Source organism: Aeromonas sp. Lyrl_2 (genome assembly GCF_051948815.1).
GTDB classification, from domain to species: Bacteria; Pseudomonadota; Gammaproteobacteria; order Enterobacterales; family Aeromonadaceae; genus Aeromonas; species Aeromonas veronii.
Genome location: NZ_JAYJLJ010000018.1, coordinates 94,657 through 111,727, shown reverse-complemented (window position 1 = coordinate 111,727; position 17,071 = coordinate 94,657). Strand labels below are relative to the sequence as shown.

General features: G+C 59.0%; 19 protein-coding genes. 4 read left to right on the top strand and 15 right to left on the bottom strand.

The window, feature by feature from the left end; genetic code table 11:
* Positions 1–15: 15 nt before the first annotated feature.
* Entirely contained in the window at positions 16–486 is a 471-nt protein-coding gene (locus VF684_RS15970; protein ID WP_005340388.1) for an Rrf2 family transcriptional regulator, read from the bottom strand.
* Positions 487–597: 111 nt separating this feature from the next.
* Between VF684_RS15970 and hmpA the strand changes: the two genes are divergently transcribed.
* Positions 598–1,791 carry an NO-inducible flavohemoprotein gene (gene hmpA, locus VF684_RS15965; RefSeq protein ID WP_139730958.1) on the top strand — a complete coding sequence of 398 codons (1,194 nt, stop codon included), beginning with the start codon at positions 598–600 and terminating at the stop codon, positions 1,789–1,791.
* Positions 1,792–1,890: 99 nt separating this feature from the next.
* Here the strand turns inward: hmpA and VF684_RS15960 are convergent, their stop codons facing one another.
* The 6 genes from VF684_RS15960 to VF684_RS15935 form a co-directional block, all read right to left on the bottom strand.
* Positions 1,891–2,475: a tetratricopeptide repeat protein gene (locus tag VF684_RS15960; protein ID WP_103251390.1), complete on the bottom strand. Its 585-nt coding sequence runs from the start codon at positions 2,473–2,475 to the stop codon at positions 1,891–1,893.
* Between the two features lie 395 nt (positions 2,476–2,870).
* Positions 2,871–3,806 (bottom strand): malate dehydrogenase, encoded by a 936-nt coding sequence (gene mdh, locus VF684_RS15955; protein ID WP_139441951.1) that lies wholly within the window; start codon positions 3,804–3,806, stop codon positions 2,871–2,873.
* A 221-nt stretch (positions 3,807–4,027) separates the two neighbouring features.
* Positions 4,028–4,690: an arginine ABC transporter permease ArtM gene (gene artM / locus VF684_RS15950; RefSeq protein ID WP_005348902.1), complete on the bottom strand. Its 663-nt coding sequence runs from the start codon at positions 4,688–4,690 to the stop codon at positions 4,028–4,030.
* Between the two features lie 3 nt (positions 4,691–4,693).
* Positions 4,694–5,344, bottom strand: a complete 651-nt coding sequence (gene artQ, locus VF684_RS15945) for an arginine ABC transporter permease ArtQ (protein WP_043826111.1) — start codon at positions 5,342–5,344, stop codon at positions 4,694–4,696.
* Between the two features lie 3 nt (positions 5,345–5,347).
* Positions 5,348–6,085 (bottom strand): transporter substrate-binding domain-containing protein, encoded by a 738-nt coding sequence (locus VF684_RS15940; RefSeq protein WP_019445594.1) that lies wholly within the window; start codon positions 6,083–6,085, stop codon positions 5,348–5,350.
* 24 nt (positions 6,086–6,109) lie between these two features.
* Positions 6,110–6,850: an ATP-binding cassette domain-containing protein gene (locus VF684_RS15935; protein WP_068977371.1), complete on the bottom strand. Its 741-nt coding sequence runs from the start codon at positions 6,848–6,850 to the stop codon at positions 6,110–6,112.
* Positions 6,851–7,051: 201 nt separating this feature from the next.
* Between VF684_RS15935 and argR the strand changes: the two genes are divergently transcribed.
* Positions 7,052–7,522, top strand: coding sequence for a transcriptional regulator ArgR (argR, locus tag VF684_RS15930; protein ID WP_005340378.1), 471 nt, complete (start codon positions 7,052–7,054; stop codon positions 7,520–7,522).
* Positions 7,523–7,612: 90 nt separating this feature from the next.
* Here the strand turns inward: argR and VF684_RS15925 are convergent, their stop codons facing one another.
* From VF684_RS15925 to glnK, 5 genes are all read right to left on the bottom strand, one after another.
* Positions 7,613–8,518 carry a Dyp-type peroxidase gene (locus VF684_RS15925; protein WP_064338814.1) on the bottom strand — a complete coding sequence of 302 codons (906 nt, stop codon included), beginning with the start codon at positions 8,516–8,518 and terminating at the stop codon, positions 7,613–7,615.
* Between the two features lie 103 nt (positions 8,519–8,621).
* Positions 8,622–9,656, bottom strand: coding sequence for an ABC transporter ATP-binding protein (locus tag VF684_RS15920; RefSeq protein ID WP_201998782.1), 1,035 nt, complete (start codon positions 9,654–9,656; stop codon positions 8,622–8,624).
* A 79-nt stretch (positions 9,657–9,735) separates the two neighbouring features.
* On the bottom strand, positions 9,736–11,361 hold the full coding sequence (locus VF684_RS15915) for an ABC transporter permease (RefSeq protein ID WP_201914206.1): 1,626 nt from the start codon (positions 11,359–11,361) through the stop codon (positions 9,736–9,738).
* 39 nt (positions 11,362–11,400) lie between these two features.
* The gene (locus tag VF684_RS15910; RefSeq protein WP_005340374.1) at positions 11,401–12,408 is read right to left on the bottom strand and encodes a Fe(3+) ABC transporter substrate-binding protein; all 1,008 of its coding nucleotides are present in this window, start codon (positions 12,406–12,408) and stop codon (positions 11,401–11,403) included.
* A gap of 258 nt (positions 12,409–12,666) precedes the next feature.
* Positions 12,667–13,005: a P-II family nitrogen regulator gene (gene glnK, locus VF684_RS15905; RefSeq protein ID WP_005341406.1), complete on the bottom strand. Its 339-nt coding sequence runs from the start codon at positions 13,003–13,005 to the stop codon at positions 12,667–12,669.
* A gap of 201 nt (positions 13,006–13,206) precedes the next feature.
* On the opposite strand from glnK, the gene arfB reads away from it, so the two are divergent.
* Both arfB and VF684_RS15895 read left to right on the top strand, forming a co-directional pair.
* Positions 13,207–13,623, top strand: coding sequence for an alternative ribosome rescue aminoacyl-tRNA hydrolase ArfB (gene arfB, locus VF684_RS15900; RefSeq protein WP_021230947.1), 417 nt, complete (start codon positions 13,207–13,209; stop codon positions 13,621–13,623).
* A gap of 32 nt (positions 13,624–13,655) precedes the next feature.
* Complete coding sequence (locus VF684_RS15895; protein WP_201914207.1) at positions 13,656–14,147, top strand: methylated-DNA--[protein]-cysteine S-methyltransferase; 492 nt, start codon at positions 13,656–13,658, stop codon at positions 14,145–14,147.
* Positions 14,148–14,507: 360 nt separating this feature from the next.
* Here VF684_RS15895 and VF684_RS15890 read toward each other — a convergent pair whose 3' ends face one another.
* From VF684_RS15890 to tapU, 3 genes are all read right to left on the bottom strand, one after another.
* Positions 14,508–14,933, bottom strand: coding sequence for a hypothetical protein (locus VF684_RS15890; RefSeq protein ID WP_005340360.1), 426 nt, complete (start codon positions 14,931–14,933; stop codon positions 14,508–14,510).
* 194 nt (positions 14,934–15,127) lie between these two features.
* The gene (yaaA, locus tag VF684_RS15885) at positions 15,128–15,901 is read right to left on the bottom strand and encodes a peroxide stress protein YaaA (RefSeq protein ID WP_005340358.1); all 774 of its coding nucleotides are present in this window, start codon (positions 15,899–15,901) and stop codon (positions 15,128–15,130) included.
* Positions 15,902–15,948: 47 nt separating this feature from the next.
* On the bottom strand, positions 15,949–17,058 hold the full coding sequence (gene tapU, locus VF684_RS15880) for a type IVa pilus ATPase TapU (RefSeq protein WP_129504783.1): 1,110 nt from the start codon (positions 17,056–17,058) through the stop codon (positions 15,949–15,951).
* Positions 17,059–17,071: the final 13 nt, after the last annotated feature.

The window sequence follows — 17,071 nt, the reverse complement described above, 5'->3', positions numbered from 1 at the left end:
TTCTATTGCTTATCGTCATTGCTCATCTTCATCATCCGGCTCCAGCACCAGCGTCGGGATCAACTCGCCAAACACCCGTTGCAGCTCGTCACGGTTGGCCAGCAGGTCTTGCAGCGTATAGCTGTCCATCACCGCCAGAAACGCATCCATCGCCTCTTTCAGCGCACTCTTGAGCAAACAGACAGAGACGATGTGGCAAGCGGGCGAGCCGCAGTCAATGCCGTCCAGATTGCCTTCCAGCGCCCTGATCACCTGCCCGATATTGATGGTGGCGGGATCGCAAGCCATGCGAATACCGCCATTCTTGCCACGCTGGGATTGCAGATAGCCCAGCTTCACCAGCTGATTGACCACCTTCACCATGTGGTTGCGGGAAACGCCATACAGGGCCGATACCTTGGCAACGCTCGACAACTCCCCTTCCGGCAGGGTGGCAAGATAGAGCAGGGCTCTCAATCCGAAATCTGTATAACTGGTTAGTCTCATAAAACCTGATTAGCGTGATGCGAAAAGTGGAGTATTGATTCAAATCAAATAAACATCTAGGATGCCACTTATTAAATGACATTTTATATGTTCAATTAGAACGAGGCCCCTATGCTAGATCAAACCACCGTTGCCGTCATCAAAAGCACCATTCCGCTGCTCGAATCGGCAGGCCCTGCCCTCACCCAGCACTTCTACCAGCGGATGTTCAGCCATAACCCGGAGCTGAAAGATATCTTCAACCTGGCCCACCAACGCAGTGGCGGCCAGCCGCTGGCCCTGTTCAATGCAGTCGCCGCGTATGCCAAGAATATCGACAATCTGGGAGCACTCGCCGGTGCGGTCGAGCGGATTGCGCACAAACATACCGGATTCCTGATCCAGCCGGAACAATATCACATTGTAGGTAGTCATCTCTTGGCCACGCTCAAAGAATTGGGCGGAAGTGCGGTCACCGACGAGGTGCTGGAGGCATGGGGCAAGGCGTATGGCGTGCTGGCCGACATCTTCATCGGCCGCGAGCGAGAGATCTATCAGGAGAAGGCAAGCCAGGATGGCGGCTGGCAAGGAACCCGCACCTTCATCATCAAGGAGAAGCGAGCCGAGAGCGACCTCATCACCTCCTTCCTGCTGGCGCCGGAAGATGGCAAGCCGGTACTGACCTTCAAACCGGGCCAATACCTCAGCATCAAGCTGGTTCACCCCGAGCTGGAATATCAGGAAATCCGCCAATACTCCCTCTCCGATGCCCCCAACGGGCAGGATTACCGCATCAGCGTCAAGCGTGAGCCGCAGGGTCAGGTCTCCAACCTGCTGCACGATCACCTGCAGGCGGGTGACAAGATCGAGGTGATGCCCCCTACCGGCGATTTCTACCTGAAAGCCGACAGCCAGACCCCGGTGGTACTGCTCTCCGCCGGTGTCGGCGTGACACCGATGATGAGCATGCTCAACCAGCTGCTGGCGAGCGGCCATCAGGCTGATATCACCTGGCTACACGCCTGCGAACAGGGTGCTGTACACGCCTTCCGGGAGGATATTCAGCAAAAATCCCGCCAGCATCCCCACTTGCTGAGCCGGGTCTGGTATCGGGAGCCGGAGGCCAGCGATGTACAGGGTGAAGATTACGACCTGGCCGGCACCATGGATCTGACTGCCGTGAAGGAGCGCATCACGCCTGAGGCCCACTACTACTTCTGTGGCCCCGTCGGCTTCATGCAAGAGATCAAGCGGCAGCTGCTGGCGGCTGGGGTGCCAGCCGGGCAGCTCCATTACGAAGTTTTTGGCCCTCACCAAGATCTCTAAGGCGCGGGCAGCCATATAACAGAGGGAGGTTCCTGCCTGTCATGGCACGGCGGCTGGAACCGGACCCACAGGTGCAGATCTGTGGGTCATTTTTTTGGATCAGTGCATCGCCTTGGCGCGGGCCACCACGTTGGCCGGCATCCGGTTGCCAAGACGGCTGAGCAGACTCGCCGCCTTCTGGTGCAGCGCCTTGTCACCGATGACGGAGCCATGGAGCCAGCGATAGGCGTCCTCATAATCGAGCGGACTGCCCATCCCCTGCAACAGCATCTCGACCCACTCGATGCGAGCCCGCAGAAAACCGAGGCTGGCCGCCTCGCGCATCAGAGTTTCGGCTCGCACCAAATCCTTCTGCACCAAAGTTCCTTTCCAGTAGTAGCGACCCAGTTGCTCCAGCGCCGGCGCCAACCCCTGATTGGCCGCCTCCCACATATATTGCACCCCGAGCTCGGCATTGGATTTGGTGCAGACACCCCACGCCAGCATATCCCCCCAGAGGAATTGATAGGCCGGGATCTTCATCACCGAGGCGCGCGCTTCGATATCCTGAGTCAGCTGACAGCGATCCTGCTTCACCTGAGTGAGGTGGCGCCCCTGCTCAATCCAGTTGAGCAGCTCGTCCTGACGATAGAGCGGCACCGCCTGCAACTCGCCTGCGGCCAGAGGTGCGGGAGGCGCAACCACAGCAGCAGGTTCCGCCGGTTTTGGCAGCGGCGTGGCCCCCTCGCCACTGCTGGCAACGGGTGTGACCGGCTCAGCCGGAAGCAAGACGGGGACGGCCTCAGAGGGCGCTGGCGTAGCAGCAGAGACAGGGGCCGTTGCCACCGCAGCACTGCTTTCGGTCGGTGCTGATGCACTTGCTGCAGGCGCATCGCTCGATACGGCAGCCGATACCGCCTCGGCACCATAGAGGGGCGCGGTGAATGCACCGACAAGAATGAGTAGGGTAAGGGGTTTCATCATAAGGATCTCCTGCTGCACTCTGTTATCGGCACCAAGCCCCATCCCCTTAGTCTTCCGGGCGGATCTCATCAATACAAAAGGGAGCCGAAGCTCCCTTGTTGGCACGGTTGACCCGCTTACTTGACGAAATCGACACCCAGCTGGATATCGGCTTTCAGGGTAGCCAGCATGCCTTCCATCGCTTCCTGCTCGAACGCGCTCAGCTTGCCGTAATCCAGTACGGTTTCAACGCCGTTCTTGCCCAGCAGTACCGGCTGCGCGAAGAAAGTGGCGTGCTCGCCGTTGCCTTCCACGTAAGCGCACTCGATGACGTTGGCTTCGCCCTGCAGACCCTTGATGAGGGAGAGACCAAAACGACAAGCCGCCTGACCCATGGAGAGGGTTGCGGAACCGCCACCGGCCTTGGCTTCAACCACTTCGGTACCGGCATTCTGAATGCGCTTGGTCATGGCAGCCACTTCTTCAGCGGTGAAGGAGGCGCCTTCAATCTGGGAGAGCAGCGGCAGAATGGTGACGCCACTGTGGCCACCGATCACGTTGACGCGAACCTTGTCCACGTTCAACCCTTTGGTGGCGGCCACGAAGGTCTCGGCGCGGATCACGTCCAAAGTGGTGACACCGAACAGGCGACGCTTGTCATAGACACCGGCTTTCTTCAGCACTTCGGCGGCGATGGCCACAGTGGTGTTGACCGGGTTGGTGATGATGCCGATCAGTGCTTTCGGGCAAGTGGCCGCGCACTTCTCGACCAGATTCTTGACGATACCGGCGTTGATATTGAACAGGTCGGAGCGATCCATCCCCGGCTTGCGTGCCACACCGGCGGAGATCAGCACCACATCGGCCCCAACCAGCGCAGGAGTCGGATCTTCACCGCAGAAGCCCTTGATGGCGACGTCGGTAGGAATATGACTGAGGTCAACGGCCACACCCGGAGTAACCGGGGCGATGTCATACAGGCTCAGCTCGGAGCCAGCCGGCAGACGGTTTTTCAACAGCAGAGCGAGGGCTTGACCGATGCCACCAGCGGCACCCAGAACGGCAACTTTCATGATCAACTCCATGTTTAAGCGTAGGTTTAAGGTTGTTTGTTGTTGTGCGCCCAACCTTAATGGATCCCCCCATAAAAAACAATCTGATAACAGTTGCAGTCACGGGTTCTGTGAGCCACGAAACATGCGGGAGCAAAAATTGGAGGGAAATACAAAAAGTTGGAGGAGAAGCACAGTTTTTCTGCACTTCTCCTTACCATAAAGAGGTAGTTATGAAGGTCTCAGGATTGGAATGCCAACGCCCGTTTTTCACACCAGCGAAAACCAATTGTTAACAATCCGTTCATCGCCAGATAAAGCCCGCCAGCCACCCCGAACACCGCCAGGGTATCGTAGGTCTGGGCGTTCAACCCCTGCGCCAGCCCCATAATGTCCATGATGGTGATGGTACTGGCGAGGGAGCTCCCCTTGAGCACCAGGATCACCTCGTTGGAGTAGGCAGGCACCAGATGACGGGCGGCGTGGCGCACCTTCATCCAGAGGGTCTGGCGACCGTTAAAACCAAGCGCACGACACGCCTCTACTTCACCGGCCGGGATGGCATCGAGCGCCCCCTTGAACAACCGGGTGGAGTAGGCCGCCGTGTTGAGGCCCAGCGCCAGCACGGCGCAGAACCAGGGCTGCTTGAGCAGCGGCCAGAGCGGGCTGGCTTTCAGCCACTCGAACTGGCCCGGCCCGTAGTAAATCAGGAAGATCTGGATAAGCAGCGGCGTACCGGTAAAGAGCAGCACCCACAGCTGCACCAGCTGGGTCGCTACCGGCAGGCGCAGCTCCAGCACCCAGGTCATCAGGGCTGCCAACACAATCCCCAGCAGCAGGCTGAACAGGGTCAGCTCCAGCGTGGTGACCAGACCGCCCAGCAACGTAACGAGATACTCTTGCATCAGTTAGCCTCCGTAGCGGCGGGTGTAGCGGGCTGCCAGCCCGAGGCCATATTCACTCACCAGACTGATGGCCAGATAGATGAGGGCCGCGGCGGCATACCAGGTGAAAGGCTCATAGGTACTGGCCGAGGCCATCTGGGCCTGACGCATCATCTCGTTGACCCCGATAAGCGACACCAGCGCGGTATCTTTCAGCAACACCAGCCACTGGTTGCCGAGGCCCGGCAGGGCATGACGCCACGCCTGCGGCAACACGATGCGAAAGAAGATGTGGCTCTTGCTCAACCCCAACGCCAGCGCCGCCAGCCGTTGACCTGAAGGCACCGCATTGAGCGCCGCCCGCAGGGTCTGGGTCGCATAGCTGGCGAACAGCAGGGAGAGCGCCAGCACGCCACAGGCAAACGGGCTGAACTCCACATACTCGCCAGTGATGAGGAACAACACCTGGGTCGAGCCGAAGTAGATGAACAGCACCACCAGCAACTCGGGCAGGCCACGGATCAGCGTGGTCAGGGTGGCCACCGGCCACACCAATGCACGCTGCTTGCTGAGCTCGGCGGCACTGAACGCCAGTGCCAATACCATGCCCCCGACCAGTGATGCCAGGGCCAGCCCGAGGGTCATCCAGGCTGCATCCAACAACAGGCTCAACATGGCTTACTGCGCGAAGTATTTGTCGAAGATTTTCTGATAGGTGCCGTTGGCCTTGATCTCGGCCAGCCCCTTGTTCAGCTGGGTCAGCAGCTCCTGATTGCCCTTGGCGACCGCGATGCCAAAGCCGGTACCGAAGTACTTGGCATCCGTCACCGGCGCACCCACCACCGCATACTCCTTGTGCTGCTTCAGCCAGTCGGCAGCAACGGCAGTATCGGCAAAGACACCGTCGGTACGGCCATTCATCATGTCGAGGAAGGCGCTCTGGTAGCTGGCGTACGGCACGGTCAGCAGACCCTTGCTCACCCAGTTATCCACCAGATAGGACTGGTGAGAGGTACCGTTCTGCACGCCGACCGTCTTGTCGACCATCTCTTCCGGCCCCTTGAAGGCCCCTTTCTTGGCGACGAATACGGCCGAATTCTCGTAATAGATGTCGGAGAAGTCGACCTGAGCGGAGCGCTCCGGGGTCACGTCCATGGCGGCGATGGCAGCATCGTAGCGACGGAATTTCAGGCTGGGGATCAGGCTGTCAAAGGCCTGATTGTGGAAGCTGCACTCCAGCTTGGCCTGCTCGCAGATGGCGCGCGCCAGATCGATGTCAAAACCCTGAAACTCGTTCTTGTCATCCAGGTATTCGAACGGTGCGTAGGTGGCCTCGGTGGCGAACTTGATCTCTTTGGCCATGACTGAGGTACTCAACAGGCCCATGGCAGCAACCAACAACAGACTCTTTTTCATGACAGCTTCCTTATCGATTCAATATCAATGCATCAAGAATTCGGCAAACCGGCTGGTTTGCGGGGATTGGAAAATTGCAGCGGTGCCGGATTCGATGATCCGCCCCTTCTCCAGATAAATCACCTGACTGGCCACCTTGCGGGCAAAGTCGACCTCGTGGGTCACCACCACCTGGGTAATGCCGGTCTGGCTCAGGTTGCGGATGATCTCGGCCACTTCTTTGGTGATCTCGGGATCGAGGGCTGCTGTCGGCTCGTCAAACAGCAGCACTTCCGGGTCCATCATCAGGGTACGGGCAATGGCCACCCGCTGCTGCTGACCGCCAGAGAGACGGGCAGGCCAGGCATCGCGCTTGTCGGCCAGTTGCAGCTGGGCCAGCAGATAGGCCCCCTTCTCGATGGCGGCCTCCTTGCTCATGCCAAGCACCTTGACCGGCGCTTCAATCAGATTCTCCATCACAGTGAGATGTGGCCAGAGATTGTACTGCTGGAACACCATCCCCACCTTGCGGCGCAGCAGTTGGGACTGGCGGTTGAATTCGGCAGCAGAGAGGGAGTTCGGGAAAGAAAATTCACTTTCACCAATCCGCAGAACACCCGCATCCGGGGTATCCAGCAGATTCATCATCCGTAGCAGGGAACTCTTGCCAGCACCGCTCGGGCCCAGCAACACCAAGGTTTCACCGGGAGATGCCCGAAAGCTGACCTGTTGCAGAACCGGCACCTTGTGCCAGGACTTCTCGATACCTATTAATTCAATACCCATACAGCCCAATTGAATAAGTTTTCAAAATTTCATCCCGATTCTATCCCTAATAAAGGTTGATGCAAGCCATTTTTGAATCAATATGCAGAACAAGCGCCGCTTCCTTGCAAAAAACGGCATATGAATGCAAAATGGCCCCGCTGTTCGTATCTGCCGCCTGTATCGCACAGGCCGCCACACCTCCTCATTCGTGAGACCAAGATGAAACACAACGACAAGCAAGAAAAACTGGCCAAGGCCTTTAAAGCCTTGCTGAAAGAAGAGCGCTTTGGCTCCCAGGCAGAAATCGTCACCGCCCTGCAAGAGCTGGGCTTCGAGAACATCAACCAGTCCAAGGTATCGCGCATGCTGAGCCGCTTCGGCGCCGTTCGCACTCGCAACGCCAAGATGGAGATGGTCTACTGCCTGCCAGTGGAACTGGGCGTGCCCACCACCTCCAGCCCGCTCAAGAATCTGGTGCTGGACGTCGATCACAACGGCGCACTGGTGGTGATCCACACCAGCCCGGGCGCTGCCCAGCTGATCGCCCGCCTGCTCGACTCCCTCGGCAAGGCAGAGGGGATCCTCGGCACCATCGCCGGTGATGACACCATCTTCATCACCCCGACCAGCGATACCGATATCGAAGAGCTCTACCTCTCCGCCCTCGAGCTGTTCGAACAGACGCCGTAATGGCCGCTACCGCGTCATAGCGGTCACGCCAGAACGAAAAATCCCGGCCAAGGCCGGGATTTTTGTTTTCTGAGTCTTCGTCAGGCGGGCTTATTTGCCCTGCGCCATCAAAAAACCCTCCGATGGGGCGAAGAAAGCCGCGCCGGTCACCGCCTTGGTAAAGCGCAGCAGGTGGTCGAAGTGGCTACCCTCCCCCTTGTACATGCTGGCCAGCATGGCGTTGAAGTGCTGAGGAGTGCGGCAGCAGGAGATGAAGTAGAGCCCCTGCTCGGTCATGGTGCCCCAGGGCATGCTCTGGCGCAGGATCTCCATGGACTCCCCTTTCGGCGTCTTCAGATTGACCCGCTTGATGTGGGCGGTCAGCGGCTTGGCAGCAGACTCATACTCGATATTGTCGGGCTTGGTGCGACCGATAATGTCTTCCTGCTCTTTTTGCGCCAGCTTCTCCCAGTCGCTCATGGCGTGGACCCAGCGCTGGACATGAATGTAGGAGCCACCGGCAAACTCGCCTTCCGCCAGCAGCGCCACTTCGGCACGGTGTTCATCCTGCGGGTTCTCGGTGCCGTCAACGAAACCGGTCAGGTCACGGAAATCCAGATTGCGGAAACCGCGCACCTCTTCGGCCAGCTCGACCAGTCCGGCCAGCAGCGCCATCACACGGTGACCGGCGTGGTGCAGCACATCCACCCGATCGGCGCGCAGCTGAATAAAGAGATCAAACGGGGTGTTGGGAGCTTCCTGACCGTTGGCGGATTGCGCCATAAAGCTGCGGAACTGGGGCGGACGGGCGGCAGGGTAGAGACCATCCCAGGCGTCGGCGCCAACAGCAACCAGACCGCTGAAACCGGCATCGGGGAAATCGGCGGCGACCGCCTGCCACAGGGCGGGCAGTTTGGCCAAACGGCCGACCAGTTCGGCGGCATCGCCGGTGCGATTGAACATCAGATAGAGGGCGTGCAGATTCGGCTCTGCGCAGATCCCGGCTTGGGCTTTCATATATCTCTCCCCTGAGTAGGCGTTAGCGTTACGGGCTATTTGCGTTGCGCGATTATAAACCAGAGTGGATCCAGTTCTTTGATTTCACGACGATATCACGCGTTCAGGGCAAAGGGTCAAACAACACCAGCCCATGGGGGGCAACCTTGATCCGTGCCCGCATCCCATCAAGGGGCTCGCCAATGCTCGCCTCCAGCTGCAGCTCGCCACACTCGAACAGCACCCGGCAGTGGTGGCCGAGGAACTGCTGCTCCACCACCTTGAGCTCGCCATCTGCGGCGCTCTCCAGCAGCAGTTGCTGAGGGCGGAGCATCAGCTGTAACTGCTCACCCACCGCGCGGCCATGAGGCTCGCTGCCACAAATGACCCCGAGCGCCGTCTGCACGCAGTGGCTGTCCACCACCTCGGCAGCCAGATAGTTGACCCCACCGAGAAACTCCGCCACGAAGCGGTTTTGCGGGCGGCGATAGAGCTGCTCAGGCTGGCCCACCTGCTCGATGTGACCGGCGCGAAACAGCGCCAGCCGATCGGCGAAGGCGAACGCCTCCTCCTTGCTGTGGCTGACGAAGATGGCGCCGATCCCCTGCTGCTTGAGCAAGGCGCGGATCTCGAGGATCAGCTTCATCCGTACCTGGGTATCGATGTTGGAGAAGGGCTCATCCAGCAGCATCAACCGCGGCTTGCACACTAGCGCCCGGGCGATGGCCACCCGCTGCTGCTGACCACCGGAGAGCTGGTGCGGATAGCGATCCCCCAGCCCCTGCAGATTGACCAGCGCCAGCGCCTCGTCCACCTGCTGCTGGCGGGCGCGGCGATCGAGTTTGGTCAGGCCAAAGCCAACATTGTCGGCCACCGTCAGGTGGGGAAAGAGGGCGTAATCCTGAAAGATCATGCCGATGTTGCGCGCCTCGGGCGGCACGCTGGCACCCGGCCCGTCGAGCAGGGTATCGCCGAGGCGAATCGAGCCATCGGCCAGCGGCAGCAGCCCGGCGATGGCCTTGAGCAGCGTGGTTTTGCCGCAGCCACTGGCTCCCAGCAGGCAGACGATCTCGTTGTCTGCCACCGTCAGGGAGAGCTGTTCCAGCACATTGCGGCCGTTATAACGGCAGCTGACATTTTCAACCTGCAAACAGGACAAGGCTGACTTCCTCTCGTTTCTGGCGGTGCGCGGCCTTTTTCAGCGCACCGCATGCAATATCATTGGCCGACGTGGCGACTCAGTGGCCCGGAGTGTCCAGACTGCGGTTGACCCAGATCAGCGGCAACAGTCCCACCAGCACAATGACGATAGCGCCCAGGGCACCGCGCTCCAGCATCTCGTCCGAGACAAACTGATAGACGTGGGTCGCCAGAGTATCGAAGTTGAACGGCCGCAGCAGCAGGGCGGCGGGCAGCTCCTTCATGGATTCGATAAACACCAGCATGGCACCGGCAAACAGACCGCGGCGCACCAGCGGCAGATGGACCCGGCGCAGCATGCCGCCATCCCCCTGCCCCAGGGAGCGGGCAGCCATGTCGAGACTGGGGGAGATCTTGCCCATGCTGCTCTCCACCGAGCCGATGGCGATGGCCACGAAGCGTACCAGATAACCGAACACGATGGCGGTGATGGTGCCGGTCAGCAGCAAGCCCGGGCCCTGACGCCCGAGCCACTCGGCCAGATCGTTGATGGCAAAGTCGAGGGCGGTGAGCGGCACCAGCACCCCGATGGCGAGCACGGTACCCGGCATGGCGTAACCCATGGCGGCGATGCGTAGGGGCAGCAGGCTCTTGATCCCACCATCGAGACGGCGGAAAAAGCCGAGCAGCAGGGCGATGCCCATCGCCAACAGAGCGGTCAGCGCCGAGATAGCCAAGCTGTTGCCGGCGAAGCGGACAAACTCCGGCGTCCACGACAACTCGAAGTAACGCACGCCGTAATCGAGCAGGATGACGAATGGCAGACCGAAACCGGCCAGCACCAGCCCCCAGCACCAAAAAGCAGCCAGAGCGCGACTCATCCCCTTGAGCGGATAGCGCAGCGGCTGCTCATGGCCCATGGACTTCTGGAATACCTGCTGCCGACTGCGCGAGCGACGCTCCAGCGCGATCAGCAGCACCACCGCCAGCAGCATCAGGCAGGAGAGTTTGGCCGCAGTGGCCAGACTGCCGTAACCGAGCCAGGTGTCGTAGACCGCCGTGGTCAGGGTGTTGATGGCAAAGAAGTGGACGGTGGCGAAATCTGCCAGCGTTTCCATCGCAACCAGGGATACCGCCACCATGATGGCAGGGCGCGCCAGCGGCAGACTGAGACGACGAAAGCTCTGCCACGGCGTACAGCCGAGCAGGCGGCTGGAGTGGATCAGGCTGACTGACTGCTCGAGAAAAGAGGCGCGGGTCAGCAGATAGACATAGGGGAACAGCACCAGCGCCAGCACCCAGGCGGCGCCGCCAAGGGAGCGAATGGCAGGAAACCAGTAATCGGCTGGACTGTTCCAGCCAAAGAGTGCTCGCAACCCGGCCTGTAGCGGGCCCGAGTAGTCGAGCAGGTCGGTATAGACGTAGGCGACGATATAGGAGGGCATGGCCATCGGCAGCATCAAGGCCCACTGCAGGGCGCGCCGCCCCGGTACCTGACACATGGCCACCAGCCAGGCGGTAGGCACGCCAAACAGCAAGCTGAGCAATACTACGCCGACCACCAGCCCCAGAGTATTGCCCAGATAGTCGAGCAGCACGGTATCGGCGAGGTGGCGAAACAGCGCCCCCTCAGCCGAGAAGGCAGAGAAAAGCAGGGCTATAACCGGTAAACCCAGCAGCAGGGCGGTAGCCCAGCTGCCGGTCATCCATCCAAAATTTTTCATGAGACCACAGATGTTGATGGGGCCGTTGGCCCCATCTGATTACAAGTCGAACTTCACTTCATCCAGCAACTGCAAGGCGTCCTTGCGGTGCTTGGCGTAATCGCTGACCGGTAGTGCGTCAGACTTGAAACTGCCCCAGGACTTGACCATGGCGGAAGGCTCGACTCCGGCCTTGACCGGATATTCGGCGTTCACGTCCGCATACATGTGCTGGGCTGTGTCGCCAGCCAGAAACTCCATCAGCTTCTGGGCCTCGGCCTTGTTCTTGGCATACTTGGTCATGGCCACGCCGCTCACGTTGACGTGTGCACCGCGGTCAGCCTGGTTCGGGAAGTTGATATAGACCGCATCCGCCCAGGACTTCTGCGCAGGATCTTTCAACATGGCGCCCAGATAGTAGCTGTTGCCGAGTGACACGTCACAGATACCATCCTTGATCGCCTTGACCTGATCCCGGTCGTTGCCCTGCGGCTTGCGCGCCAGGTTGGCCTTGACCCCTTCCAGCCAGGTTTTGGTCTCAGCCATGCCGTGATGGGCAATCATGGAGGAGACCAGCGCCACATTGTACTCATGCTTGCCGCTGCGGGTGCAGATTTTCCCTTTGAATTCCGGTTTGGCCAGATCTTCGTAGCTGATGGTATCGAGCTTGCCGAGGCGATCCTTGCTGGAGTAGATGGCGCGAACCCGGGTAGTCAGCGCGAACCAGCGATTCTCCGGATCACGATAGATGGCGGGGATGTTCTCCTGCAGGATCTTGCTGTCTACCGGCTGCACCAGCCCCTTGTCCACCAGATCGGTCAGACGGCTGATATCGACGGTCAGCATCAGGTCGGCCGGAGAGAGTTTGCCTTCCCGCTCCAGACGCTCGTTCAACCCCTCTTTGGCGAACACCACGTTCACCTTGATGCCAGATTCCTTCTCGAACTGCTGGATGATGGGCTTGATCAGCTCATCCTGCCGGTTGGAGTAGACATTCACTTCCCCGGCCGCCAATGCCGACTGAGCTGCCAACGCAGAGAAAGCCAGTGCCAACATCTTCATTTTCATCATCCATTCCTTGATTAGCTATACAGAGTGATAACGATTTCCGTTTGCATTCTGCATACATCTTATAAGCGGATCAAGAAAGCTCGCCGTCGCCACATCACATATTTAATCGCCCATAAATGAAAAGGGCCGGATGGAATCCCATTCGACCTCTTCTGAGCAAAACGTTATGTTGATCAGGCTTCAATAAGCGCTCACGACATCGGGATTCCCCGAGATCGGGAGGTCAACAGATCTGTACGTCACGGATGCGGTTCATCACAGCGCCTCGTCGTCACTCTCGCCGGTGCGGATGCGCACCGCTTGCAGCAAGTCGTAGACAAAAATCTTGCCGTCGCCGATCTTGCCGGTATAGGCCGCCTTGCAGATCGCCTCGATCACCCCTTCCACGTTATCATCAGCGGTGGCAATCTCCAGCTTCACCTTGGGCAGGAAGTCGACCTGATACTCGGCTCCCCGGTATAATTCGGTGTGTCCCTTCTGGCGGCCAAATCCCTTGACCTCGGACACGGTCAGCCCTTCCACCCCCAGGTTGGCAATAGCCTCGCGGACATCGTCCAACTTGAACGGTTTGATAATCGCACTAATCAGCTTCATCTGGTTGCTCCCAATCCATGGTGTGTCATGAATCGGGTTTCAATTCTTATGCCAAGTATTTTTATTGTTTTATTTCATATAGATAGAGTTTAATGTCGGCGCCATTCGCCAGGCACATCCCCATAACCGGCCAGCACGCCCCATAATGAGGCACCATGCTGCAGCGGTCAGCGGGTATGCACCAAACAAGAGCAAAACAGCATGTTAGTTATCTCCAACAGCGTCACGATTCCCTGGCATGAGCTGCAATTTCAGACCATGCGGGCACAGGGCAACGGTGGACAGCACGTCAACAAGACCGACTCCGCCGTCTGGCTGCGCTTCGATTACCGCAACTCTCCCAGCCTGACGCCCCTCTACAAGGAGGGTCTCGACAAGCTGAGCGACAGCCGGGTACACGATGGCTTTATCCTGATCCGGGTCGAGAGCCATCGCAGCCAGGACATGAACCGCAAGGAGGCGATGAGCCGTCTGGTGGAGTTGCTGAAGAAAGCAGCCTGGCGCCCCAAGGCTCGTCATGCCACCAAGCCGACCCGCAGCTCCCAGCGCAAACGGGTCGATGCCAAGAAACGCAAGGGGGATATCAAGTCCGCCCGCGGCAAACCGGTTCTGGACTGAGCCAGCCCCCAGCCCCCAAAGGATGTCAGCCGATGAGATACAGTTTTTGCGACAGCGCCCGCGGCCCGCTGCTGGTCGCCATCGATCAGGATGGCCTGCGCCACGTGGAGTTCATGCACGGGGAGCGGCCCGTCATGCCGCAAACTGACTGGCAACGGGATGACAAGGCGCTGGCGCCCTATCTTGCCCAGTTCAACGCCTATTTCGCCGGAAAATTGCAGCAGTTCGATCTGCCCATGGCAGCGAAAGGCACCCCGTTCCAGCAAACGGTGTGGAACGCTTTGTGTGATATCCCCTATGGCGAGACCGTGAGCTATCTCGAGATTGCCCAGGCTATCGGCAATCCCAAGGCAGTGCGGGCGGTGGGCGCCGCCAACGGCCGCAATCCGCTGAGCATCATAGTGCCCTGCCATCGGGTGATCGGACGCAGCGGCGAGCTGACCGGCTATGCTGGCGGCATTCCCATCAAGCGCTGGTTGCTTGCACTGGAACAGACAGGCACAGCATTCGAGCTGGCCCCATGAGACGATGACCACCCCTGAGAGGGACGGGACAATATCGTGGCCAAAATGAAAAGGCTTTCAGCCAGTGGCCACGCTTTGCTGACAAGATGAACAGAAAATGAAGAATCGCCTCAGAACTACTTCAGATTGAGCTTGGCATGATGGCTCCATACTTGAATGGCACGGCTCATTCGCTGATTCAAGTAGCACCCATGTGACGCTTCCAATCTGTCTTTTTCCCCGCGCCTCCTCTGAGGCGCTTTTTTTGTGCCAACACAACAGGCTACCACCCGGGTTGAGTGGCCTGAGCGCCACAAAATCTGCACCAGCCCAAAAACCAAGAGGCGAAGGATCATCCTTCGCCTCTGACGTAACAGCGAGCTACTCGCTCTGGGGCAGGAACTGCAGTTCAGGCGCCGAGGAGGTCAGCACATCGGCGCAATAATCCCAGGTCGAGATGCGATAGTGCTGCAGATCTTCATCCAGATGCAGGCCGTCCGACTCCTGATGGAACCAGCTGGCAAAACGGGATGGGGTGATGAGCTGGATCTGCTCTTCGATGGCGTGGCTATCCTTCCCCTCGGCCAGATCACAATCCTCGATAACCCGCAGGGCGTAGATATGGCGAAAATAGACCCGGCAGAGGATTTGCGGGGGCAGATCGATGCTGCGTGCCCGCCCCAGCATGATGGTCAGAGAGTCGCTCCAGAGATCCTGATGCAGCTCGGCCACAACCAGACCGGGCGGTAGCTGGCGGGACGGAGCCCAAGGTACGGCAACCTGCCGAATGGCATTTTTCTGTTCCATATTCACCTCACGACGACTCGCTCCCTGTCTTGAGTCTATCTGAACCACATAGTCCCGGCGAAGGCAATCGATGGACAATAAAAACGGCAATAAAAAAGCCGACGTATCAAACGTCGGCGAATAAAAAGTGCTTACAACAGAGGATTCACATATTCAGACCCGTGGGTCGAAAGATTGGTTCCCTCTTTTTGTAATTAATTTTCGGCGCGTTTAAACATCAGGGTATTGGCGTCCGACTCTTCCGGCACGAAGTAGTAGCCCTCGGCGTTGAAACCGGTCAGCTGCTCCACCTCGGTCAGACGGTGCTTGATGATGTGGCGAGCCATCATGCCGCGCGCCTTCTTGGCGTAGAAGCTGATGATCTTGAACTGGCCGTTCTTCTCATCCTTGAACACCGGTGTGACAATCCGCCCTTTCAGGCTCTTGGGTCGTACCGACTTGAAATACTCGTCGGAGGCCAGATTGATCAGCACTTCATCCCCCTGCGCTGCCAGCGCGTCGTTGAGGTGGTGAGTGATCACCTCGCCCCAGAACTGGTAAAGATCCTTGCCTCGGCTATTGTCGAGCTTGGTCCCCATCTCCAGTCGATAGGGCATCATCAGGTCGAGGGGACGCAACACACCATAGAGGCCTGAGAGCATCCGCAGGTGTGCCTGAGCAAAGTCAAAATCGGCCTCGCTAAAATCCTCTACCGCCAAACCGGTGTAGACATCCCCCTTGAAGGCCAGCAGTGCCTGACGGGCGTTGGCAGGGGTGAAATCTGGCTGCCACTCGGCAAAACGGGCGGCATTGAGACCGGCCAGCTTGTCGCTAATCTTCATCAGAGTGGCGATCTGGTCAGGGCTCAGTTGGCGGGCTCGGCTAATCAGTTCGGCGGAGTGATCCAGCAGCTCGGGTTGGGTGAAACGGGGTGTCACCAGCGGTGACTCGTAATCCAGCGTCTTGGCCGGGGAAACCACAATCAGCATAACGTTCCTTTATGGCGAGGGGCCGAACGACAGAGCGGCCCCATGATTCATTCATCCAGCGTCACATTGTCCAGCGTGCCAGTGCCGAGCCGCTCGCGACCGGAGAGCTTGATCAGCAGTCGCAGGTCGTTGGCCGAGTCAGCATGGGCGAGTGCCTCACTGTAGCCAATCTGGCCGGCGCAGAACAGGCTGAAGAGCGCTTGATCGAAGGTCTGCATACCCAGCTCGGTGGATTTGGTCATCACCTCCTTGAGGCGATGCATCTCTCCCTTGCGAATAATGTCGGTGATGAGCGGGGTATTGAGCAGGATCTCGAACGCAGCGCAGCGCCGCTTGCCATCCATACTCGGCACCAGCTGCTGGGCAACGATGGCCTTGAGGTTGAAAGAGAGATCGAACAGGAATTGGCGGTGTTTGTCTTGCGGCACCAGATGGAGGATGCGATCCAGCGCCTGGTTGGCATTGTTGGCATGCAAAGTGGCGAGACAAAGGTGTCCCGTCTCGGCGAACTGCAGGGCAAACTCCATGGTCTCCTGACTTCGGATCTCGCCGATCAGGATCACGTCCGGTGCCTGACGCAGCGAACTTTTCAGCGCCACATCGAACGACTCGGTGTCGATCCCCACCTCTCGCTGGGTCACCAGACTGCGACCATGCTGATGAACGAACTCCACCGGATCTTCCACCGTCAGAATGTGACCATCGGCATGCTGGTTGCGATAGCCGATCATCGCCGCCTGGGTAGTCGATTTGCCCGCCCCGGTGGCGCCGACAAACAGCACCAGCCCCCGCTTGGCCATCGCCACCTCTTGCAGGATCTTGGGTAGCTGCAGATCTTCAAAGGTAGGAATGCGGGTCTCGATACGCCGCACCACCATGCCGGGCAGCTCCTGCTGCCAGAATGCGCTGACCCGAAAACGGCCAAGCGCTTCGCGATAAATCGCGTAGTTGGCCTCCTTGGTGCGGATATAGCGCTCGAAGTGATCGCTGCTGAGGGTATCCCTGACCAGCGTCAGAGCCCCCTTCTTGTCGAGCGCTTCCCCCCCCAGCGACACCAGATGGCCATTCACCTTGAGGGTGGGCGGCGAGCCCACCGTCACAAACAGATCCGATCCCTTTCGCTCGACCAGCTGGCTCAGCAGATCATCCAGATTCATCATCTATCCCTCC

Excerpts from the sequence above, each read along its gene's own strand:
- VF684_RS15935 (WP_068977371.1), bottom strand. The coding sequence starts at position 6,850 with ATGGGTATTGAATTAATAGGTATCGAGAAGTCCTGGCACAAGGTGCCG.
- argR (WP_005340378.1), top strand. The coding sequence starts at position 7,052 with ATGAAACACAACGACAAGCAAGAAAAACTGGCCAAGGCCTTTAAAGCC.
- yaaA (WP_005340358.1), bottom strand. The coding sequence starts at position 15,901 with ATGCTGATTGTGGTTTCCCCGGCCAAGACGCTGGATTACGAGTCACCG.
- VF684_RS15970 (WP_005340388.1), bottom strand. The coding sequence starts at position 486 with ATGAGACTAACCAGTTATACAGATTTCGGATTGAGAGCCCTGCTCTAT.
- artM (WP_005348902.1), bottom strand. The coding sequence starts at position 4,690 with ATGCAAGAGTATCTCGTTACGTTGCTGGGCGGTCTGGTCACCACGCTG.
- artQ (WP_043826111.1), bottom strand. The coding sequence starts at position 5,344 with ATGTTGAGCCTGTTGTTGGATGCAGCCTGGATGACCCTCGGGCTGGCC.
- VF684_RS15940 (WP_019445594.1), bottom strand. The coding sequence starts at position 6,085 with ATGAAAAAGAGTCTGTTGTTGGTTGCTGCCATGGGCCTGTTGAGTACC.
- VF684_RS15915 (WP_201914206.1), bottom strand. The coding sequence starts at position 11,361 with ATGAAAAATTTTGGATGGATGACCGGCAGCTGGGCTACCGCCCTGCTG.
- mdh (WP_139441951.1), bottom strand. The coding sequence starts at position 3,806 with ATGAAAGTTGCCGTTCTGGGTGCCGCTGGTGGCATCGGTCAAGCCCTC.
- arfB (WP_021230947.1), top strand. The coding sequence starts at position 13,207 with ATGTTAGTTATCTCCAACAGCGTCACGATTCCCTGGCATGAGCTGCAA.
- hmpA (WP_139730958.1), top strand. The coding sequence starts at position 598 with ATGCTAGATCAAACCACCGTTGCCGTCATCAAAAGCACCATTCCGCTG.
- VF684_RS15895 (WP_201914207.1), top strand. The coding sequence starts at position 13,656 with ATGAGATACAGTTTTTGCGACAGCGCCCGCGGCCCGCTGCTGGTCGCC.
- tapU (WP_129504783.1), bottom strand. The coding sequence starts at position 17,058 with ATGAATCTGGATGATCTGCTGAGCCAGCTGGTCGAGCGAAAGGGATCG.
- VF684_RS15910 (WP_005340374.1), bottom strand. The coding sequence starts at position 12,408 with ATGAAAATGAAGATGTTGGCACTGGCTTTCTCTGCGTTGGCAGCTCAG.
- VF684_RS15890 (WP_005340360.1), bottom strand. The coding sequence starts at position 14,933 with ATGGAACAGAAAAATGCCATTCGGCAGGTTGCCGTACCTTGGGCTCCG.
- VF684_RS15925 (WP_064338814.1), bottom strand. The coding sequence starts at position 8,518 with ATGAAAGCCCAAGCCGGGATCTGCGCAGAGCCGAATCTGCACGCCCTC.
- glnK (WP_005341406.1), bottom strand. The coding sequence starts at position 13,005 with ATGAAGCTGATTAGTGCGATTATCAAACCGTTCAAGTTGGACGATGTC.